15 protein-coding genes are annotated in these 20,610 nt (G+C 72.0%); 5 read left to right on the plus strand and 10 right to left on the minus strand.

What is annotated here, in order from left to right; translation table 11 throughout:
• Positions 1–24 precede the first annotated feature (24 nt).
• Positions 25–1,026 carry a LacI family DNA-binding transcriptional regulator gene (locus AB0P29_RS04570; protein WP_363378841.1) on the minus strand — a complete coding sequence of 334 codons (1,002 nt, stop codon included), beginning with the start codon at positions 1,024–1,026 and terminating at the stop codon, positions 25–27.
• 76 nt (positions 1,027–1,102) lie between these two features.
• Here AB0P29_RS04570 and AB0P29_RS04575 point away from each other — a divergent pair, with 76 nt between their 5' ends.
• Positions 1,103–1,915 carry a DUF1206 domain-containing protein gene (locus tag AB0P29_RS04575; RefSeq protein ID WP_363378843.1) on the plus strand — a complete coding sequence of 271 codons (813 nt, stop codon included), beginning with the start codon at positions 1,103–1,105 and terminating at the stop codon, positions 1,913–1,915.
• A gap of 21 nt (positions 1,916–1,936) precedes the next feature.
• On the opposite strand, the gene metH is transcribed toward AB0P29_RS04575, so the two are convergent.
• Entirely contained in the window at positions 1,937–5,563 is a 3,627-nt protein-coding gene (gene metH / locus AB0P29_RS04580) for a methionine synthase (protein ID WP_363378845.1), read from the minus strand.
• A gap of 86 nt (positions 5,564–5,649) precedes the next feature.
• On the opposite strand from metH, the gene AB0P29_RS04585 reads away from it, so the two are divergent.
• Positions 5,650–6,633, plus strand: coding sequence for an o-succinylbenzoate synthase (locus AB0P29_RS04585; protein WP_363378847.1), 984 nt, complete (start codon positions 5,650–5,652; stop codon positions 6,631–6,633).
• 3 nt (positions 6,634–6,636) lie between these two features.
• Here the strand turns inward: AB0P29_RS04585 and AB0P29_RS04590 are convergent, their stop codons facing one another.
• Complete coding sequence (locus tag AB0P29_RS04590; RefSeq protein ID WP_363378849.1) at positions 6,637–7,233, minus strand: helix-turn-helix domain-containing protein; 597 nt, start codon at positions 7,231–7,233, stop codon at positions 6,637–6,639.
• Between the two features lie 106 nt (positions 7,234–7,339).
• On the opposite strand from AB0P29_RS04590, the gene AB0P29_RS04595 reads away from it, so the two are divergent.
• Together AB0P29_RS04595 and AB0P29_RS04600 are read left to right on the plus strand one after the other, a co-directional pair.
• Complete coding sequence (locus tag AB0P29_RS04595) at positions 7,340–10,204, plus strand: MMPL family transporter (RefSeq protein WP_363378851.1); 2,865 nt, start codon at positions 7,340–7,342, stop codon at positions 10,202–10,204.
• Positions 10,201–12,504 (plus strand): YhgE/Pip domain-containing protein, encoded by a 2,304-nt coding sequence (locus tag AB0P29_RS04600; RefSeq protein WP_363378853.1) that lies wholly within the window; start codon positions 10,201–10,203, stop codon positions 12,502–12,504. Before AB0P29_RS04595 ends, AB0P29_RS04600 begins: the two co-directional genes overlap by 4 nt.
• Before the next feature lie 229 nt (positions 12,505–12,733).
• Here AB0P29_RS04600 and AB0P29_RS04605 read toward each other — a convergent pair whose 3' ends face one another.
• From AB0P29_RS04605 to AB0P29_RS04635, 7 genes are read right to left on the minus strand one after another with little or no spacing between them, the layout of a single operon-like run.
• Positions 12,734–13,603, minus strand: coding sequence for a metal-dependent hydrolase (locus tag AB0P29_RS04605; protein WP_363378855.1), 870 nt, complete (start codon positions 13,601–13,603; stop codon positions 12,734–12,736).
• A 5-nt stretch (positions 13,604–13,608) separates the two neighbouring features.
• Positions 13,609–14,637 carry a c-type cytochrome biogenesis protein CcsB gene (ccsB, locus tag AB0P29_RS04610; RefSeq protein WP_363378857.1) on the minus strand — a complete coding sequence of 343 codons (1,029 nt, stop codon included), beginning with the start codon at positions 14,635–14,637 and terminating at the stop codon, positions 13,609–13,611.
• Positions 14,638–14,664: 27 nt separating this feature from the next.
• Positions 14,665–16,413 carry a cytochrome c biogenesis protein ResB gene (locus AB0P29_RS04615; protein ID WP_363378859.1) on the minus strand — a complete coding sequence of 583 codons (1,749 nt, stop codon included), beginning with the start codon at positions 16,411–16,413 and terminating at the stop codon, positions 14,665–14,667.
• Entirely contained in the window at positions 16,394–17,209 is an 816-nt protein-coding gene (locus tag AB0P29_RS04620) for a cytochrome c biogenesis protein CcdA (RefSeq protein WP_253035510.1), read from the minus strand. The genes AB0P29_RS04615 and AB0P29_RS04620 overlap by 20 nt, the downstream gene beginning before the upstream one ends.
• Positions 17,206–17,805, minus strand: coding sequence for a TlpA disulfide reductase family protein (locus AB0P29_RS04625; RefSeq protein ID WP_253035509.1), 600 nt, complete (start codon positions 17,803–17,805; stop codon positions 17,206–17,208). Before AB0P29_RS04625 ends, AB0P29_RS04620 begins: the two co-directional genes overlap by 4 nt.
• Entirely contained in the window at positions 17,802–18,449 is a 648-nt protein-coding gene (locus tag AB0P29_RS04630; RefSeq protein WP_363378861.1) for a histidine phosphatase family protein, read from the minus strand. The genes AB0P29_RS04625 and AB0P29_RS04630 overlap by 4 nt, the downstream gene beginning before the upstream one ends.
• A gap of 24 nt (positions 18,450–18,473) precedes the next feature.
• On the minus strand, positions 18,474–19,154 hold the full coding sequence (locus AB0P29_RS04635; RefSeq protein WP_363378863.1) for a DedA family protein: 681 nt from the start codon (positions 19,152–19,154) through the stop codon (positions 18,474–18,476).
• Positions 19,155–19,265: 111 nt separating this feature from the next.
• Between AB0P29_RS04635 and aspS the strand changes: the two genes are divergently transcribed.
• Positions 19,266–20,606, plus strand: coding sequence for an aspartate--tRNA(Asn) ligase (gene aspS, locus AB0P29_RS04640; RefSeq protein ID WP_363378865.1), 1,341 nt, complete (start codon positions 19,266–19,268; stop codon positions 20,604–20,606).
• The last annotated feature ends 4 nt before the right edge of the window (positions 20,607–20,610 follow it).

A 20,610-nucleotide genomic window follows, 5' to 3' on the forward strand; every position in this document is an offset into this window, starting at 1 on the left:
GGTCGTCAAGGTCTCAGCCGAGCGTCAGCGCGCCGGCGCGGACTCCCGCACGCGCAGCTCGAAGGGTGCCGACACCACGCGCGCTTCGCCCGCGGCATCCCCCACCCGGCGCAGCAGCGTGTCGACCGCGGTCTGCGCGATCCACCGCCGACCCGGGTCGATCGTCGTGAGCGACGGAATCGCGTACGCCGCCTCGTCGAGGTCGTCGAACCCCACGACGGCCACCTCGTCGGGCACGCGTCGCCCCGCCTCCTGCAGCGCGCGGATCGCACCGAGCGCGAGAGTGTCGTTCAGCCCGAACACCGCGTCGAAGTCCACGCCGCGCGCGAGCAGGTCGCGGACGGCGTCGGCGCCGCCCGCCCGGTCCCAGAACCGCGTCGCGACGATCAGGCCCGGATCGTGCGCGACACCCGCGTCGGCGAGAGCTGCGCGGTGACCCCGCAGGCGCAGCCCTGCCGCGCCGTCGTCGTCGTGCGCGCCGAGCACGGCGATGCGCTGACGGCCCGCGGCCAGAAGATGCGCCGTCGCCGCCTGCGCCGCCTCGGTATTGCGCATGGTCACGTGATCGATGGCCGCCTCGTAGACCCGTTCGCCGAGCAGCACCGTCGGGTACGTCCGCGGGCGGTCGGCGAGGTCGGATGCCTCCAACCCCAGCGGACTGAGGATGAGCCCGTCCGTCAGCCCGAGCCGGGGACTGCGCAGCAGCTCGCGTTCCCGGTCGCGCTCCCCGCCGGTCTGCTCGACGAGCACGACGACGCCGCGCTCCTCGGCGCGGGCGATGACCATCCCCGCGAGCTCGGCGAAGTAGCTGAACGAGAGATCCGGCACGGCGAGGGCGATGACGCCCGTCCGTCCGCTGCGGAGGCTCCGGGCGGTCAGGTTGGGGGTGTACCCGAGCTCCGCGATCGCCCGCTGCACCTTCTCCCGCGTCGACGCCCGCACATGAGGGTGGCCGTTGATGACGTTCGACACCGTCTTGATCGACACGCCGGCCACCCGTGCGACGTCGTGCAGTGTCGGTGTCATCCGCCCTCCCGCGCGTCACTGTACAGCGGAGCGCAACCCCTGCGTGGCCGGCGGTCGCAATCCCTAGGCTGACGCCATGACCTCGACAGCCAAGAGCGCGGCCCACGACGCCAAGAACAGCCGGGCGGTCCACGTCCTCGCCCGGGCGGGCTTCGCCGCGAGCGGGATCGTCCACATCCTCATCGGCGTGATCGCCATCTCGATCGCCCTCGGCGGCGCCGGCGGACAGGAGGCCGACCAGTCGGGCGCCCTCGCGCAGCTCGCCGCAGCCCCCGGCGGCGTCTTCCTGCTGTGGGCCGTGACGATCGGGCTGGCCGCCCTCGGGCTGTGGCATCTGCTGAGCGCCGTCCTCGACCGCAGCGCCGACTCCGGCAAGGACCGCGCCGTGCACATCGTCAAGAACGGCGCGAAGGGGCTCGTCTACCTCGCCCTCGCCGTCACGGCGGGCACGTTCGCCGTCGGCGGGTCGTCGAGCTCTTCGGGCTCGACGACCTCGCTCACCGCGGGCCTGCTCTCGACGCCCGGCGGTGTGTTCCTCGTCGTCGCCATCGGGATCGTGCTGATCGCCATCGCGGGGTACCTCGTGGTCAAGGGCGTCACGCGTCGATTCGAGCGCGACCTGAGCGTGCCGGGCGGGACCGCGGGCCGCGGCGTGCGGATCCTCGGCACCGTCGGCTACATCGCCCGCGGCGTCGCGATGGCGGGTGTCGGCGTCCTGTTCCTCTTCGCCGCGGCGACCAACGACCCCGAGAAGTCCAGTGGACTCGACGGAGCCCTGCGCACGATCGCCGACCTCCCCGCCGGCAAGATCCTGCTCGTCCTCGTGGGCGCCGGCTGGATCGCGTACGGCGTCTACGCCTTCTTCCGCGCCCGCTACACGCGCCTGTGAGGCCCGCTCACCGGGCGCCCGTCAGACCGAGAAGTACTTCGCCTCGGGGTGGTGGAACACGAAGGCATCCGTCGACTGCTCGGGATGCAGCTGCAGTTCCTCGCTGAGCTCGACCCCCATCCGTTCGGGATGCAGCAGCTCGACGACCTTCCGCCGGTCCTCCATGTCGGGGCACGCCGGGTACCCCAGCGAGAAGCGCGCGCCGCGGTACTCGAGCTTGAACAGCCCGGCCGTGTCGGCGGGATCCTCGCCGGCGAAGCCGAGCTCGGCACGGATGCGGGCGTGCCAGAACTCGGCGAGCGCCTCGGTCAGCTGCATCACGAGCCCGTTGAGCTCGTAGTAGTCGCGGTACCGGTCCTCGGCGAACAGCTTCGCGGTGACCTGATCGATCCGGGCTCCCGCCGTCACGAGCTGCACGGGCAGCACGTCGACCTGCCCCGACTCGCGGGAGCGCACGAAGTCCGCGAGGCAGAGGTGCCGGTCGCGCCGCTGGCGCGGGAACGAGAACCGCAGCCGCTCAGTGCCGACCTCGCCCCCAGACCCGCCGTCGGGGGCGAGCAACCCCGGCACCCCGAGGCGACCGGCGGCATCCGCGCCGTGGTGCAGCACGACGACGTCGTCGCCCTCGCTGACGACGGGGAAGTAGCCGTAGGCGACCGACGCGTCGAGCATGCCCTCGGCGAGGATGCGGTCGAGCCAGTACCGCAGCCGCGGCCGCCCCTCGGTCTCGACGAGCTGCTCGTACGTGAGGCCGTCGTCGCCGCGCCCGGGCTTCAGCCCCCACTGCCCCATGAACGTCGCGCGTTCGTCGAGGAAGGCGGCGTAGTCGGCGAGCGCGACACCGCGCACGATCCGGGTGCCCCAGAACGGCGGCGCCGGCACGGGGTTGTCGGATGCCACGTCCGACCGCCCGGGCATCGCCTCGGGCTCGGTCAGGGTGAGCTTCGACCCCGCGGAGTGGATGCGCTTCTTCAGCGGCGGGAGGCCGACGGATGCCGGGTCCGCCCCGCGGGCGATCTTCACGAGGGGCTCCATGAGCGCGAGGCCCTCGAAGGCGTCCTTCGCGTAGCGGACCTCGCCCGGGAAGATCCCGGCGAGGTCGTCCTCGACGTAGGCGCGGGTCAGCGCCGCGCCGCCGAGGATCACGGGCCAGCGGCCGGCGAGCCCGCGCGAGGCGAGCTCCTCGAGGTTCTCCTTCATGACGACCGTGGACTTCACGAGCAGGCCGCTCATGCCGATGACGTCGGCGTCGTGCTCCTCGGCGGCGGCGATGATGTCGGCGATGGGCTGCTTGATGCCGAGGTTCACGACGGTGTAGCCGTTGTTGGTCAGGATGATGTCGACGAGGTTCTTGCCGATGTCGTGCACGTCGCCGCGGACGGTCGCGAGCACGATCGTGCCCTTGCCCGACGCGTCGGTGCGCTCCATGTGGGGTTCGAGCAGCGCGACGGCGGTCTTCATCACCTCGGCGGACTGCAGGACGAACGGCAGCTGCATCTGGCCGGCGCCGAACCGCTCGCCGACGACCTTCATCCCCTCGAGCAGGTGGTCGTTGATGATCTCGAGCGGGGCGATGCCGCCCTCGCGCGCGAGGTCGAGGTCGGCCTCGAGGCCCTTCAGCTCTCCGTCGATGATGCGACGCTCGAGCCGCTCCCCCACGGGCAGGGCGGCGAGCTCGGCGGCGCGCTGGTCGCGCAGGGCGGTGGTGTCGACCCCGGCGAACATGTCGAGCATGACGGCGAGCGGGTCGTAGGTGACGTTCCCCTCGGCATCCGTCTCGCGCCGGTCCCACACGAGGTCGAGCGCGACCTTCCGCTGCTCCTCGGGGATCGAGGCGAGCGGGACGATCTTGGCCGCATCGACGATCGCCGACGTGAGACCCGCCTGCGTCGCCTCGTGCAGGAAGACCGAGTTGAGTACCGACCGCGCCGCCGGGTTCAGCCCGAACGACACGTTCGAGACGCCGAGGGTCGTGTTGATGCCCGGGTACTTCTCGACGAGTCCGCGGATCGCCTCGATCGTCTCGATCGCGTCGCGCCGCGTCTCCTCCTGACCGGTCGCGATCGGGAAGGTGAGACAGTCCACGACGATGTCCGAGACCCGCATCCCCCACTCGCCGACCAGCTCGTCGACGAGCCGCGACGCGATGCGCAGCTTGTCGACGGCGGTGCGCGCCTGCCCCTGCTCGTCGATCGTGAGGGCGATGACGGCGCTGCCGTGCTCCTTCACGAGCGGCATGATCCGCCCGAACCGGCTGGTGGGCCCGTCGCCGTCCTCGTAGTTCACCGAGTTCACGACCGGACGCCCGCCGATCAGTTCGAGACCCGCCTGCAGGACGGCGGGCTCGGTGGAGTCGATGACAAGCGGAAGAGTGGATGCCGAGGCGAACCGCGACACGATCTCGCGCACGTCCGCGACCCCGTCGCGACCGACGTAGTCGACGCAGACGTCGAGGAGGTGCGCGCCGACGCGGATCTGGTTCCGCGCGATCTCGACGCAGTCGTCCCACCGCCCCTCGAGCATCGCCTCGCGGAAGGCCTTCGACCCGTTCGCGTTCGTGCGCTCCCCGATCGCGAGGTAGGCGGTGTCCTGGTCGAACGGCACGTGCTGGTACAGCGACGCGACCCCCGGCTCGGTCACGGGCGACCGCGGTGCGGGCGCGGCGACCGGGCGCAGGCGCTCGACGACGGCGGCCATGTGCTCGGGGGTCGTGCCGCAGCATCCGCCGACCAGTCCCAGCCCGAACTCGCGGACGAACTGCTCGTGCGCCGTCGCGAGCTCGTCCGGCGTGAGCGGGTAGTGCGCCCCGTCGGCGGTCAGCACGGGGAGCCCGGCGTTCGGCATGCACGCGACCGTGACGGTCGAATGCTTCGACAGGTGCCGCAGGTGCTCGCTCATCTCGGTGGGACCGGTCGCGCAGTTGAGACCGATCGCGTCGACGCCGAGGGGCTCGAGCGCCGTGAGCGCCGCACCGATCTCCGACCCCATGAGCATCGTGCCGGTCGTCTCGACCGTCACCTCGACGAGGATCGGCAGACGGATGCCGCGACTCACGATCGCCTGCTTGCAACCGTTGACGGCGGCCTTGGTCTGCAGGAGGTCCTGCGACGTCTCGATCAGCAGCGCGTCGGCGCCCCCGTCGATGAGGCCCTCCGCCTGCAGCGCGAAGGTCTGCTTGAGGTGGTCGTAGGTCGTGTGACCGAGGCTCGGGAGCTTCGTGCCGGGGCCCAGGGATCCGAGCACCCAGCGGAGGCGGCCGTCGCGCGCCTCGGCGGCGTCGACGCGTTCCCGCGCGATGCGCGCCCCGGCGGCGGCGAGCTCGTGGATGCGGTCGTCGATGCCGTAGTCCGACAGGTTCGACCAGTTCGCCCCGAACGTGTTGGTCTCGATGGCGTCGATCCCGGTGGCGAGGTACTCGTCGTGGATGGCGGCGATCATGTCGGGGCGCGAGACGTTGAGGATCTCGTTGCACCCCTCGAGCTGCCGGTAGTCCTCGAGCGTCGGGTCGTGCCGCTGCAGCATCGTGCCCATCGCGCCGTCGGCGATCACGACCCGCTCGGCGAGCGCGTCCAGCAGCGCCTGCGCCCGGGCGGGGCGCGGGACGGACTCGACGTCGAGCGGGTGACGGAGGGCGAGGGGGCTGCTCACCCGCGCGAGTCTACTTCCGGCGCGGCATCGCGGACCCGCCCGCCGACCACGGGCGTCACGACCGCGACGAGGGCCAGGATGGGGGCATGCACCTGCCTCCGCTGGCCGACCTGCGCGCGAGCGCGCGGGTGGTCGCCCTCCCGCTCCACACCCGCTTCCGCGGCATCGACGTCCGCGAGGCGCTGCTGCTCGAGGGACCGGAGGGGTGGGCCGAGTTCTCGCCCTTCGTCGAGTACGACGACCGCGAGTCGGCGGCGTGGCTCGAGGCCGCGATCGAGTACGGCTGGGAGCGCACGCCCGCGGCGGTGCGCGACACGGTCCCGGTGAACGCGACGGTGCCGGCGGTGGCCGCGGCATCCGTCCCCGAGGTGCTCGCCCGGTTCGACGGATGCCGCACCGCGAAGGTCAAGGTCGCCGAGCCCGGGCAGACCCTCGCCGACGACGTGGCGCGCGTGCGGGAGGTGCGCGCCGCGATGGGACCCGAGGGCCGCATCCGCATCGACGCCAACGGCGCGTGGAACGTCGACGAGGCCGAGCACGCCGTGCACGCCCTCGCCGGCTTCGACCTCGAGTACGTCGAGCAGCCGTGCGCAACGGTGCCCGAGCTCGCCGAGCTGCGCACCCGCATCCGCTGGATGGACATCCCGATCGCCGCCGACGAGAGCGTGCGCAAGGCGGACGACCCGGTCGCCGTCGCCCGCGCGGGCGCGGCGGACCTCCTCGTGATCAAGGTGCAGCCCCTCGGCGGCGTGCGTCGTGCGCTCGAGATCGTCGCCGAGGCGGGGCTGCCGGCCGTCGTCTCGAGCGCCCTCGACACCTCGGTGGGCCTGGCGATGGGCACGGCCCTCGCCGCGGCCCTGCCCGACCTCGCCTTCGACTGCGGGCTGGGCACCGCGTCGCTGCTCGCCGCCGACGTCGCGGCGGAGCCGCTGCGGCCGCGGTCCGGCGCGCTGCCGGTCGGTCGCGTCACCCCCGACGCCGCGCTGCTCGACGACCACGCCGCAGAGCCCGAGCGGCGGGACTGGTGGCTCGCTCGCCTCGAGCGCTGCCACGCGATCCTCGCCGAGTAGGCGTCAGGCCTCGCCGACCATCAGCGGCACGAGCTGCTCGAGGCGCGACTGCATCGCCCGGTTCGCCTGGCGCTCCGACAGCCGCTCGAGGGCCGCCTGCACGCTGCACTGCTCCGACACGTCCAGCAGCAGCGACGCCGCGTCGGCCACCGGCATCCGCAGCGGCAGTCCGTGGCGCTCGCTCACGTCGCGGACGATCGTCTCGATGCGGCCCAGCATCTGCGCCCGCCACGCGAGGAACGCCTCCGCCAGTCGCGGGTCGCGCAGCGCCTGCGTCCGCACCTCGCTGAGCAGCTGCGGCTCCATGCGTTCCGCAAGCGACATGTCGGCGATCTGGCGGACGAGGTCGATCGGGCTGTCGGTGCCGGAGAGCCGCCGGACGCGCACCGACACCTCGTCGAGCTTGTCCTCGGAGACCCGCGTGATGAGGGCGAGGAACAGCTCGTCCTTCGACTCGAAGTTCGAGTAGAACGCGCCGCGGGTGAACCCGGCGCGCTCGCAGATCGCCTCGACGGATGCCGCATCCAGTCCGACCTCGGCGAACACCTCGTGCGCGGCCTCGAGCAGGCGCGCTCGCGTGTTCTCTCGGCTTCGCGTCATCTCACACCCACCCCTCAGGCTCGGCACCGGAATGCGGGTCTACGATACACATGCGTATCGGATACAGCGCTGTATCGAACCCGTCCGACTCTGACCAGGAGCGCCCGTGTCCACCATCCTCTTCACCCTCGGCCGATGGGCTTACCGCCACTCTTGGCGCGTGCTCATCGCGTGGCTCGTCCTGCTCGGGATCGTCGGCGGCGGTGTGGCCCTCTTCGCCAAGAGCACCGACAACTCCTTCACGATCCCGGGCACCGAGGCGCAGCAGGGTCTCGAGCTGCTGAACCGCACGTTCCCGCAGGCGAGCGGCGCGAGCGCGCAGCTCATCGTCGTCGCGCCCGAGGGCGAGAGCGTCGAGGACCAGCCGCTGCGGGGCGAGATCGACGACCTCGTGACGACGCTCGGCGACATCGACGGGGTCACCTCGGCGACCTCGCCCTTCGACGAGATGGTCGACGGTCTCGTCTCCGACGACGCGCGGGCCGCACTCGTCCAGATGCAGTTCGACGGTCAGTCCACCGAGGTGACCGATGCGACCATCTCGGCGGTGGAGAAGGCCGCCGCCGACTTCCACGACCGGCTCCCCGCGGGCGCCCAGTCCGCGCTCGGCGGCGACCTGTTCGCGACGTCCCTCCCGGCCCTGTCGATCGTCGAGGTGATCGGCGTGCTTGTCGCGCTCTTCGTCCTCATCGTGACGTTCCGCTCGTTCGCCGTCGCCTGGTTCCCCCTCGTCAGCGCGCTGATCGGCGTCGCCCTCGCGATCGCCCTCATCTTCGTGTCGACCGCGGTCGCGTCGATCTCGTCGACCACCCCCATGCTCGCCGTGATGCTGGGGCTCGCGGTGGGCATCGACTACGCCCTGTTCATCGTGTCGCGCCATCAGGATCAGGTGCGCGCCGGCATGGACCCCGAGGAGTCCGCCGCCCGCGCCGTGGGCACCGCGGGCTCGGCGGTCGTGTTCGCCGGGGTGACGGTCATGATCGCCCTCGTGGGCCTCAGCATCGCCGGCATCCCGTTCCTGTCGACCATGGGCATCGCCGCCGCCGTCGCCGTCGCGGTCGCGGTCACCGTCGCCGTCAGCCTGACGCCCGCCCTGCTCGGTTTCGCGAAGGGGCGCGTCGTCGGCTGGGGCGGACGGATGCTGCAGCGCGGCGTCCCGACGCGACGCCGCAAGAAGGAGGCCGACGAGACCGAGGCCGAGGCCGACACGACGGATGCCGCGCCCGCGGCCCCGGCCGTCATGCCGCCCAACCGCTGGGTGATGCTCGTGACGCGGCATCCGATCATTGCGACGGTCGCCGTCATCGTCGGACTCGGCGTGATGGCGATCCCCTCGGCGAGCCTGCACCTCGCCCTGCCCAACGCGGGCGTCCAGCCGCCGTCGAGCCAGGCGCGTCAGGCCTACGATCTCAACGCCGAATACTTCGGCGCCGGGTCGAACGGCCCGCTCGTCATGACCGGCACGATCGTCACCTCGACCGATCCGCTCGGCCTCATGGAAGACCTGAAGAAGGAGGTCGAGGCGATCCCCGGCGTCGAGCGGGTCGCGCTCGCCACGCCGAACGAGACCGCCGACACGGGCCTCATCCAGATCGTTCCGACGACGGCTCCCGACGATCCCGCGACCGCCGACCTCGTGCGCGAACTGCGGTCTCACCACGACGAGTGGGAGAAGGAGTACGGCGTCGACCTCAAGGTGACCGGCTACACCGCCGTCGGCATCGACGTCTCCGATCGTCTGGGCGCGGCCCTGCTGCCCTTCGGGGTCTTCGTCGTCGGGCTCTCCTTCATCCTCCTGATGATCGTCTTCCGGTCCATCTGGGTGCCGCTCAAGGCGACCCTGGGCTACCTGCTGTCGATCCTCGCCGCCTTCGGCGCGGTCGCCGCGGTGTTCGAGTGGGGCTGGCTCGCCGACCTCCTCCACGTCACGCGGACGGGCCCCGTCATCAGCTTCATGCCGATCATCCTCATGGGCGTGCTGTTCGGCCTCGCGATGGACTACGAGGTCTTCCTCGTCTCGCGCATGCGGGAGGACTTCGTCCACGCCGTGCGCGCCCGCGGGGGCCGCGCCGACCGCGCGACCGCCGTCGCCGCCGTCCGCTCCGGCTTCACCGCCTCGGCGCGCGTCGTCGTGGCCGCGGCCGTCATCATGTTCGCCGTCTTCGCGGCGTTCGTCCCCGAAGGCGACAGCTCGATCAAACCGATCGCCCTCGGGCTGGCCGTCGGCATCGCCGTCGACGCCTTCCTCGTGCGCATGACCCTCACCCCCGCAGTCATGGCCCTGCTGGGCGAGAAGGCGTGGTGGATGCCGCGCTGGCTCGAACGCCTGCTTCCCAAGGTCGACATCGAGGGCGAGGCGGTCGAGCACGAGCGCAGCCACGCCGACTGGCCCGAGCCGGACTACCGCGGCGCGCTGGCGGCCGACGACCTCGAGGTCCGCGCCGAGACCGCCGACACCGACCTCGTGCTGTTCTCCGGCGCGAGCGTCCGGCTCGACGACGGCGGCACGCTCCTCGTGACCGCCGACGACCCGCACGTCTCGCGGGCGTTCCTGCTGACCGTCGCCGGGCGCATCGAGCCGGCGGCCGGACTCCTCCGGGTCTCCGGGCACCTGCTGCCCGGGCGCGCGCCGTGGGTCCGCGCCCACGTCTCGGTCGCCGATCTCGCCGGCGCCGACGCCCCCCTCAGCGAGCTGCGCAGCGCCCTCGCCGGGCGCACGCGCTTCGTCGTGATCGCCGGTCTCGACACCCTGACCGGGGCATCCCGCGATCAGGCCGCCGCGCTCCTCCGCGACGCCGCCAACGCGGTCGCCGCGAAGGCCGGTGCGCTGACGATCGTCGCCTCGGCGCGCGACCTCGACGCGGCGCGGGTCCTCCTGGGCGACGCCTACCGGCCGAGGCCCGAGCTCCTGCGCCTCACCGCCCCCACCCTCCGCACGACCGACGCCGACACCCAGGTGATCCCCTCATGACTCTCCTCTTCGAACGCGCACAGACCCGACGGCCCGTCTCGTGGCTCACGCTGCTCGGCGTGCTCCTGCTGCCGGCCGTGATCGGCGGCATCCTGGTCGCGGCGCTCTACAACCCGACCGAGCGGCTCGACGCGATGAACACCGCCATCGTCAACAACGACGAGCCGGTGGAGGTGAACGGGCAGACGACACCCCTCGGGCGCCTCCTGACGGCCGGACTCGTCGAAGGCTCCGACGACCTCGACAGCAACCTGACGTGGACGATCTCCAACGAGGACGACGCCACGGAGGGCCTCGAGGACGGCACGTACGACGCGATCGTCACCATCCCGGAGAACTTCTCGGCCGCCGCCACCTCGACCGCCCCCGGCGGCACGCCCGAGCGCGCGACGATCGAGCTGACGCCCTCCCCCGACGCGCGCATCGTCGACGACGCCATCACCAACCAGGTGACGAGCACCGCGGCATCCGTCCTCGGCGAACAGCTGACCACGACCTACCTCGAGAACGTGTTCCTCGGCTTCACCACCCTGAACGAGCAGCTCGGCAAGGCCGCCGACGGTGCGACGCAGCTGGCCGACGGCGCGACGAGCGCCGCCGACGGTGCCGCGCAGCTCGCCGACGGCGCGACGACCGCGGCCGACGGCGGCTACTCGCTCGCCGACGGCGTGCGGCAGCTGTCGTCCGGTGCGTCCGGCATCGCGTCGGGCGCGGGGGCGCTCTCCACCGGCGCGACCGGCATCGCCGACGGCGCCCGCGGCCTCGCCGACGGTGCCGGTACCGCGGCGGACGGCATCGACCGGCTCGCGGACGGCGCCGACCAGCTCGCGGACGGCGCGGCGAAGACCTCGACGGGCCTCGACGAGTGGGCCGCCGGTGCGCGGCCGATCGCCTCCGGCACGCAGGAACTCGCCGACGGGCTCACGAAGGCGGCGGAGCAGACCGCGGCCATCCCCGCGGTCCCGAGCGGCATCGTCGACGGGATCAAGGCGCTCACCGCCGACGGCGCCCAGAACCGCGAGGCGGTCACGGCCGCCGTCGAGGCGATCTCGGCCGCCGCCGAGGCCTGCGACCCCGCGGTGGCGGGGGCCGAGCTGTGCGATTCGCTGACGGATGCCGCGGCCCAGGCGACGACGGCGCTCCCCGGCCTGCAGGCCACCGTCGGCGACGCGGAGCAGCTCGCGAAGGACATCGACACCCTCGCGAACTTCGGACCGACCCTGACGCAGGGGCTGCAGACCTCCGCCGCCGCGGCCCAGCAGCTCGCGACCGGGATGGGGCAGCTCGCCGACGGCGCCGATCAGCTCGCCGGCGGGGCGGGCCAACTGTCCACCGGAGCCGCCGGGCTCGCCGACGGGGCAGGGCAAGCCGCGACGGGTGTGCGCCAGCTCGCGGGCGGCGCCGACCAGCTCGCGGGCGGCGCAGACCAGCTCGCTTCGGGCGCGGGGCAGCTGTCGACCGGGGCTCAGGCCCTCGCCAGCGGCGCGGGGACCGCCGCCGACGGAACGGACCAGCTCGCCGACGGCGTCGGCGCGCTGGCGACCGGGGCCGGCGAGCTGTCGACCGGCGTCGGCAAGCTCGCCGACGGCACCGGTGACCTCGCCGGCGGCCTCGACCAGGCGGTCGACGGCGTACCCTCCTACACCGACGCGCAGGCGAAGGACCTCGCCGCGGTCGTGGCCGAGCCCGTCGTCGCCGACGGCACCGGCACGTCGCTGTTCGGGGCCTCGGCCGTCCCGCTTCTCGCGACGCTCGCCCTCTGGTTCGGCGGCCTTGCGTCCTTCGTCGTGCTGCAGGCGATCCCGCGCACGGCGCTCTCGTCGCGGCGGTCGTCCGCGGCGCTCGCGCTGCGCGCGCTCGCCCCGGGCGCCGCGGTCGGCGCGCTGCAGGGCGTGCTCGTCGCGGGTGTCGTCCAGCTCGCCGCCGGGTACGACCTCGGCGCGTGGGCGCTGTTCGCGGCGATGTGCGTCCTCGCCGGTGTCGCGTTCGCCGCGGTGAACCACGCGCTCGTCGCCCTCCTCGGCGGCATCGGGCGCTGGGTCTCGGTGCTCGTGGGTGTCCTGGCGGTCGCGACGGGCATCGTCTCCACCGTTCCGGGCACGCTCCTCGACGTGGCCGGGCTCCTGCCGACGGCGCCCGCCTACACGGCGATGCTGGCCGCATTGACGGATGCCGGAGGCGGCGCCCCCGCCGCGATCGCCCTCGTCGTCTGGACGGTGCTCGCGATCGCCGCGAGCGTGCTGGCCGTCACGCGGCACCGCTCCACGTCCGCCCGCGCGGTGCTCGCCCAGCCCGCCTGAGCGGCGGCGCCGGCCCGCGCGCCTGCCACTGCCACTGCGACTGCGACTGCGACTGCGAGCCTCCTCGCTCACATCCGCCGAATCACCAACGGGCTGCCGAATCACCACCGGATTGCGGGCAGGCCGGTGGTGATTCGGCGCTCGAGTGGTGATTCGGCGCACAGGCCGGCTCGAGCGCGCGGAGCGCGGGGCGCGGGCGCGGGCGCGGGGCGCAGGACGACCGCGCGGGTCAGTGGGCGAGGCGGATGCCGGTGGTCATCGTCAGCTCGACGCCACCGGGGACCTCGGCCGAGGCCAGGGCGACCGTGATGGCCTCGACCTCGGCGAGCGAGGTCCGGTGCGTGCCGCCGCACGGCAGCTCGACGGCACCTTCGGGCAGCTCGCAGCGCCACGTGCGCCGACCGGCGAGGGTGCGATCCCCGCGATGGATGCCGATGGCTCCGGGCGTCTCGGCCCAGCTGGCGAGCGTCGCGTTCGCGCGCTCCTCGACGGCGCGCAGGTCGTCGAGCGCAGCGGGGTCGAACCCCTTCCGGCGCAGCGACTTGCCGATGCGGTAGACGTCGGTCGAGCCGTACGCCGTGATGCGGGACGTCTGGATCGCGAGCATGTCGAACGCGGGGTGACCCGCGGCATCCGTCGGAACCTCCTTCGTCCACGCATCCGCGAGGGCGGCGTCGAGGGCGAGGGATGCCAGGTGGCAGGCGGTGTGCCCGGCGGACAGCGCAGCGCGCAGCTCGGGATCGACGTACGCCTCTACGCTCTCGCCGACGGCGGGGGCAGGCGCGTCGACGACGTGGACGACGACGAACGTCCAGCCCTCGGCGCCCATGCGCACCGGGAGGTCCGAACCGATGACGAGGTCGCCCTCGCGGACTCCCCCGGTCAGGGCGGTGACGACGGGGAACTCGCCGGACGAGCTTCGCAGCACGCCGACGTCGGCGGGCTGATCGGGCCAGGCGGTGTCGACGGGGTGGAACGGAGTGCGATCGAGGACGATGCCCGTCCGCCCGTCGGCGAGTAGCACCGCGTGCACGACGGTCGCCGTTCCGGTGACGTCCCCGTCGGGGTAGGTCACGACGGTGGCGGGGATCTGCGTCACGAGGCTCAGCTGGACAGGCCGCTGTAGGAGTGCAAGCCCTTGAAGAACTGGTTCACGATCGTGAAGTTGAACAGCACCGACGTGAAGCCCACGATCGACAGCCACGCCGACCGGGTGCCGCGCCAGCCGCGCGTCGCGCGGGCGTGGATGTACCCGGCGTAGACGACCCAGATCACGAAGGTCCAGACCTCCTTCGTGTCGAAGCCCCAGTAGCGGCCCCACGCGTCATTGGCCCAGATGGCGCCGGCGATGAGGGTGAAGGTCCAGAGCACGAACCCGATGATCGCGAAGCGGTAGGCGAGGGATTCGAGGACGTCGGCGCTCGGCAGGGTGCGCAGGAACGACAGGCGGGTGCGGGGCGCGGCATCCGACCCCACCGCGGCCAGCGCGAGGCGCTCGCGGCGCGACTGCAGCAACTGCACGACCGAGAGCGCGAACGCGATCGCGAAGAACGCCGACGCCAGCGACGCGACGAAGACGTGGATGACGAGCCAGACGCTCTTGAGCGGGTCGGACAGCGGCACGACCTCGACGTAGTACGCGAGGGCGGCGCCGCCGAGGAGGACGACGATGAGGCCGTTGATGAACGCGCCGAGGAAGCGCAGGTCGTACCTGACGAGCACCGTGAGGAAGACGGCGACGACGAGGAGCGTGCCGGTAAGGGCGAACTCGTAGTTGTTCGACCACGGCACCCGGCCCGCCGCGATGCCGCGCGTCACGTCGGCGCCGAGGTGGAACAGCCACGCGATCGTGGTGAGCACGACACCCAGTCGCGCGAACAGGTAGCGTCCGCGCTGCGACGGCGCGGCCTCGAGCGCGATCTTCGCGGCGGCCTCCTCCGCGCGGATCTCGTCGATCGTCTGCCCGCCGCCGGCGGCGACGAGCGTGCGCGCCTGCGTCTTGGCCTTGGCGTCCTGGGCGGCGATCGCGAGCTCGGACCGGCGCGCGAGGTCGACGGTGAAGGCGAGGAAGCCGAGCGTGTAGATCGCGATCGCGGTCCACAACAGCAGGACGGAGATGTCATCGAACGACATGGGGTCCTCCAGAGGAGATGGGTGGTTTCAGTCTACGTTCGCCGGGCTGACCGGGGCGGATGCCGGTTGCTCACCCAACGCGGTGCCGTGGCGGCGGGCGAGGTCGGCGACCGCGACGGCGATGGCCGGGTCCTCGCCGCGGGCCAAGCCCGCGTACTCGATGCGCACCTCGTCGTCGCCGACCGGGGTCGCCTTCACCCACATCCGGCGGCGCGGCACGAACAGCGCCGTGAACAGCCCGAGCATGGCGAGGATCGCGAACACGAGCACCCACGTGGCGCTCGAGTCGTTGTGGATCGACAGCGAGACGTACCGCTTGACCGACTCGGGTGCGCCGGCGCTGCGCTCATCCTCGAAGGTCACCGTGCCGCGGCCGCCGGGCAGGTCGATCGTCTGCCCGGGTGAGAGCTCGAGCGAGGGGGCGTCGGCGTTGCGGCCCGCGATCTCGGTCATGCCGTCGGTGTCGAGCGCGTACACCGAGCGCGGCGTGCCGTCGTCGATGCCGAGGTCACCCTCGTACACGAAGAAGGTCAGCCGCGGGTCGAGGAGGTCGCCGTACGCCGACGTCAGCGCACCGGTGTCGAGCTCGGCGACCGTCGGGTAGAAGAAGCCGACCATGCCGAGCTGCTCGCCGCCCGTGTCGGGGATCTTCACGACGCCCTGCGAGGTCATCGTCGCGCTCTGCGGCAGGAACGGGACCGACTCGCTGAACACGACGTCGCCGGCGCCGTTGCGCACCGTGATCGTCGGCGCGTAGCCGTTGCCCATGAGGTAGACCCGGTCGCCAGCCATCGTGATCGGGTGGTTCACCTCGATCACCTGGTCTTCGGGGTCCTGACCCGGGAAGCGGGTCGTGACGTGGGCGGCGAAGTCGCCCGCCTGCCCCGAGCCGGGCGCGTAGGTCACGTCGAACCGATCGAGGGTGATCGAGTACGGCGTCAGCGCCTCGGTGTCGACGAACCGGCCGGGGTTGAACGACGTGTAGCCGAGGCCGAGCGAGTTGACAAAGCCGTCGCCCTCGGTGATCACGGTCTGCCCCATGTAGGTGAAGCCGCCGCCGATGCCGACGGACAGGAGCACGCCGACGAGGGCGCCGTGGAAGATCAGGTTGCCCGTCTCGCGCAGGTAGCCGCGCTCGGCCGAGACCGAGGCGACGCCGTTCCGGTCGTAGCGCTCGACGCGGTAGCGGGCCGAGCGCAGCTGCGCCTCGGCGAGGTCGACGGCGTGCGCGGCGTGCCCCGCGGCATCCTTTCCCTCGGGCACCGCGACCGTCGTCTCGCTGTGGTCGGCGAGCCGCGAGAGCCGCACGGGGGTCCGCGGCGGGCGGGCCCGCAGCGCCTTCCAGTGGTGCTTCGTGCGCGGGAGGACGCATCCGATCAGCGAGATGAACAGCAGGATGTAGATCGCCGAGAACCACACCGAAATGTACACGTCGAACAGCTGCAGCGCGTCGAACGTCGGGTACAGATCGGGGTTCGTGGCGCGCCACTGCGTGACGCCGTTCGGGTCGGCGCTGCGCTGGGGCACGAGCGATCCGGGGATTGCGGCGATCGCGAGCAGCAGCAGGAGGACGAGGGCCGTCCGCATGCTCGTCAGTTGACGCCAGCCCCACCGGAGCCACCCGACGAAACCCAGCGCGGGCTGGGTGATGCCGTCGGACTCCTCGCGCCCGCGCACGGCGGGGTCGAGGCGGTCCTCGGTGCGGTCGAGGTGGTCGCCCGGTCGGAGCGGGCCGTCGACGACGTCGGCGCGCGGGTCAGAGGAACGTCGGGACACCGGCCACCACCCCCTGGAACGAGGCCATCAGGGTCGTCCAGATCCCCGTCACCATGAGGAGGCCGAGGAGGACGAGCATCGCACCGCCGATGATGTTGACGACGCGGATGTGGCGGCGGATGAACGCGACCGACCGCGTCGCCCACGACGCACCGAGGGCGAGCAGGACGAAGGGGATGCCGAGGCCCAGCGAGTAGGCGACGGCGAGCAGACCCGCGCGCGTCGGATCGGCCTGGCTGTAGGCCATGCTCAGGATCGTCGCGAGGGTCGGCCCGATGCACGGCGCCCAGCCGACGCCCATCGCGACCCCGAGCAACGGCGCCCCGACGAGTCCGAGGTTCTGCGTGAGCGGCGGACGGTAGGTGCGCTGGGCGAGCCCGAGCACCCCGACGAAGATCAGGCCCATGACGATCACCACGGCGCCGAGCACCCGCGTGATGACCTCTTCGTACTGCAGGAAGAGGCGTCCGAGGCTTCCCGCGAACACTCCCATCGACAGGAACACGACGGTGAACCCGGCGATGAACAGCAGCACGCCGACGACGAGTCGGCCACGTCCGATGGCGGGGCGGGCGGGTGCCGCGGTCGCCGTGGCGACGCCGGTGCCGGATGCCGCGGCCCGGGCCACCGGCATCCGTCGTCCCTCCTTCGGGGTCATCGCGCCGCCGAGGAAGCCGAGATAGCCGGGGACGAGCGGGAGGACGCAGGGCGAGAGGAACGAGACCAGACCGGCGAGCGCGGCGATCAGGATCGCGATCCAGAGCGCCCCGTCAGCGACGACCGCGCCGGGGTTCACGGCGTCTCCGCCAGGGTGTCCTCGACGAGGTCGCGGAGGGTCGTGGCATCCGGCAGCTCGCCGAACACGCGCGCGGCCACCCGCCCCTCGCGGTCGACGACGAGGGTCGTCGGCGCCGCCTGCAGCGAGGTCCACTCGGCGAACGCGAGCTTCAGGTCGACGTCGCCGCGGGCGAGGATCGACGGGTAGGTGATGCCGTAGGTCTCGTCGAACGAGGTGGCCTGCTCGGGGCCGTCGTAGATGTTGACGCCGAGGAACTGGGCGCCGTCGGCCTTCGTGTCCTGGAACGTCTCCTCGAGGACGGGCGCCTCGACGCGGCAGGGGCCGCAGGCGGCGTACCAGAAGTTCAGCACGACGACGTCGCCCGCGAAGTCGTCGCTCGAGATCGTCGACCCGTCGACGGCGGTCCCCGAGAACGAGAGCGCCTCGCCGCGCTTGTCGGCGGGGATCGTCTCGACCCGCCCGTCGCTGGAGATGAAACCCTGCGTGTTGCCTTCGCGGTAGAGGTTCGCGAGGTCGTCGTTCTGCCCCGAGCAGGCGGCCAGGCCGGTGGTGAGCGCGATCGCCGCGACGGCGGCGAGGATGCGGCGCCTCATACGGCCCCCACGTCCACGGCGCCGGCGGTCGGGGCGGGCTCGACGTAGTCGACCTCGCGCCACACGTCGCCCGCGAGCTCGAAGCTCGTGATGCTCGACAGGTCGCACCGGCGTCGGCGCGGGTCGTGCCGCAGCGGCAGGCCCGCGACCGAGAGGTGCGTGATCCAGATCGGCAGCTGGTGCGAGACGATGACGGCGTCGCCCGACGGGGTCCGGTTCCACGCGTCGCGCATCGCGGCCTGCATGCGCTCGACCACGTCGAGGTAGGCCTCGCCCCAGCTGGGGAGGGCGGGGGTGCGCAGGTGCCACCAGTTGAGCGGGTTGCGCAGGGCACGCTGCATCCGCTTGCCCTCGAAGACGTTCGTCGGCTCGAGGACGCGGGCGTCGATGACGGGCGTGAGGCCGAACAGCTCCGCGATCGGCGCCGCGGACTCGCGTGTCCGTTCGAGGGGCGAGGACACGAGCGACGTGACCGGTCGCCCCTGCGCCTTGAGGTGCTCGGCGGCGAAGCGTGCCATGTCGCGGCCGTCGTCGCTCAGATGGAAACCCGGCAGGCGTCCGTACAGCACGCGCTCGGGGTTATGGACCTCCCCGTGGCGCACGAGATGGAGGCGGGCGGCGGGATGGAGGCGGGCGGCGGGCACCTCTCCAGTCTACGTGCGGCCCTCCTATGCAGGGCCTGAGCGCCGGTCGCGCACGGCGGCGCGGATGCGGACGAACAGGAACCACGCCACCAGCAGGACGACGATGACGATGACGATGTTCTGGAACACCCCCGCGTACTGCTCGACGATGTGCCAGTTCTCGCCGAGGAAGAAGCCTGCGAGCACGAAGATCGAGTTCCAGATCAGGCTGCCCGCCGCGGTGAGGAGGCCGAACTTCCACCAGGGCATCTTCGAGACGCCCGCCGGGATCGAGATGAGGCTGCGGAAGAGGGGCACCATCCGGCCGAAGAACACGGCCGCGGGCCCGTGACGGTCGAACCAGGCGACCGTCTTCGTGACGTCCTCGCCCTTCATGAGCGGCATCTTCTCGGCGACGCGCGTGAGGCGCTCGGCGCCGAGCACGCGGCCGAGCCCATACAGGAGGTAGGCGCCGGCGACCGACCCGAACGTGGTCCAGCCGATCGCCTCGGCGAGGGTGAACGAGCCGCGCGACGCGGCGAGACCGGCGACCGGCAGCACCGCTTCGCTCGGGATCGGCGGGAACAGGCTCTCGAGACCGACCGCGATCGCCGCGCCGATCGGACCGATCGTCTCCATCAGCGTCACGAGCCAGTCGGCCAGCGCGGAGAGCCAGGAGCCGCCGCCGGAGCCGGAGCCGGACGCGGCGTGGAACATGTCGGTCATCGGGTGCTCTCTCGCGCTCGGTGATCGGATGCCCGGCCGGGCCCCCTGTGGTGCTCCAGCCTAGGCGGGCGGGCATGGGCGCCGGCTGGGTGCCGCGTAGACTCGTCCCTCGTGAGTGAACGCACCCTCGTCCAGCAGCTGCAGTCCCGTGAAGACGGTCCCGTCTCGGTCTCCGGATGGGTCGAGACCGTCCGTGATCAGAAGAAGGTGCAGTTCGTCATCCTCCGCGACGAGACCGGCGCGGTGCAGCTCGTGAACCCCGCGACCCGTCCGGCCGAGGACGGCACGGAGCAGGATGCCACGGCCCTGGCGCTCACCGACCTGATCTCGAACCTGTCGACCGGCACCTTCCTGACCGCGGCGGGCGAGCTCAAGCACGACGAGCGGGTCAAGCTCGGCGGTGTCGAGATCAAGATCAGCGGACTCGAGATCGCGGCCGCCGCCCTCCCCGAGACGCCGATCGCGGCCGACTCGGGTCTCGACAAGCGCATGGACTGGCGCTTCATCGACCTGCGCCAGCGCCGCAACAACCTGGTGTTCCGGGTGCAGACGACCCTCGAGCACGCGATGCGCTCGTACTGGATCGAGCGCGACTACATCGAGGTCCACTCCCCCAAGCTCATGGCGTCGCCCTCGGAGTCCAACGCCGAGCTGTTCGAGGTTCCCTACTTCGAGGAGAAGACGGCCTACCTCGCGCAGAGCCCGCAGTTCTTCAAGCAGATGGCCCAGGTCGCCGGCTTCGGCAAGATCTTCGAGATCGCCCCCGCGTTCCGCGCCGACCCCTCCTTCACCTCGCGCCACGCGACCGAGTTCACCTCGATCGACGCCGAGATCAGCTGGATCGACTCGCACGAGGACGTCGCCCGCATGCAGGAGGAGCTCCTGCAGACCGCGATCCGCGCCGTCGCCGAGAAGCACGGCGACGAGATCAAGGCGCTCTTCGACATCGACGTGGTCGTCCCCGAGCTGCCGTTCCCCCGCATCCCGCTCGCCGAGGCGCGCGAGATCGTCGCCGCCCGCGGCTACGAGATCCCCCGCACCGACGGCGACCTCGACCCCGAGGGCGAGCGTCAGATCGCCGCGCACGTGCAGGAGACCTACGGTCACCAGTTCGTGTTCATCACCGACTACCACCCCGAGATCCGCGCGTTCTACCACATGCGCGACGACGAGACCGGGCTGACGAAGTCGTACGACCTGCTCTTCAACGGCGTCGAGATCACGACCGGCGCGCAGCGCGAGCACCGCGTCGACGTCCTCATCGAGCAGGCGAAGGAGAAGGGTCTCGACCCCGAGCACCTCGACTTCTACCTCGACTTCTTCCGCTTCGGCGCCCCGCCCCACGGCGGCTTCGGCATGGGCCTGGCCCGTGTCCTCATGCTGCTGCTCGGGCAGGACTCGATCCGCGAGGTCACCTACCTCTTCCGCGGACCCACCCGTCTGGCGCCGTAAGGCG

The sequence above is a fragment of the Microbacterium sp. NPDC080220 genome (assembly GCF_040686395.1).
In the GTDB taxonomy this organism is placed as follows: domain Bacteria; phylum Actinomycetota; class Actinomycetes; order Actinomycetales; family Microbacteriaceae; genus Microbacterium; species Microbacterium gawkjiense.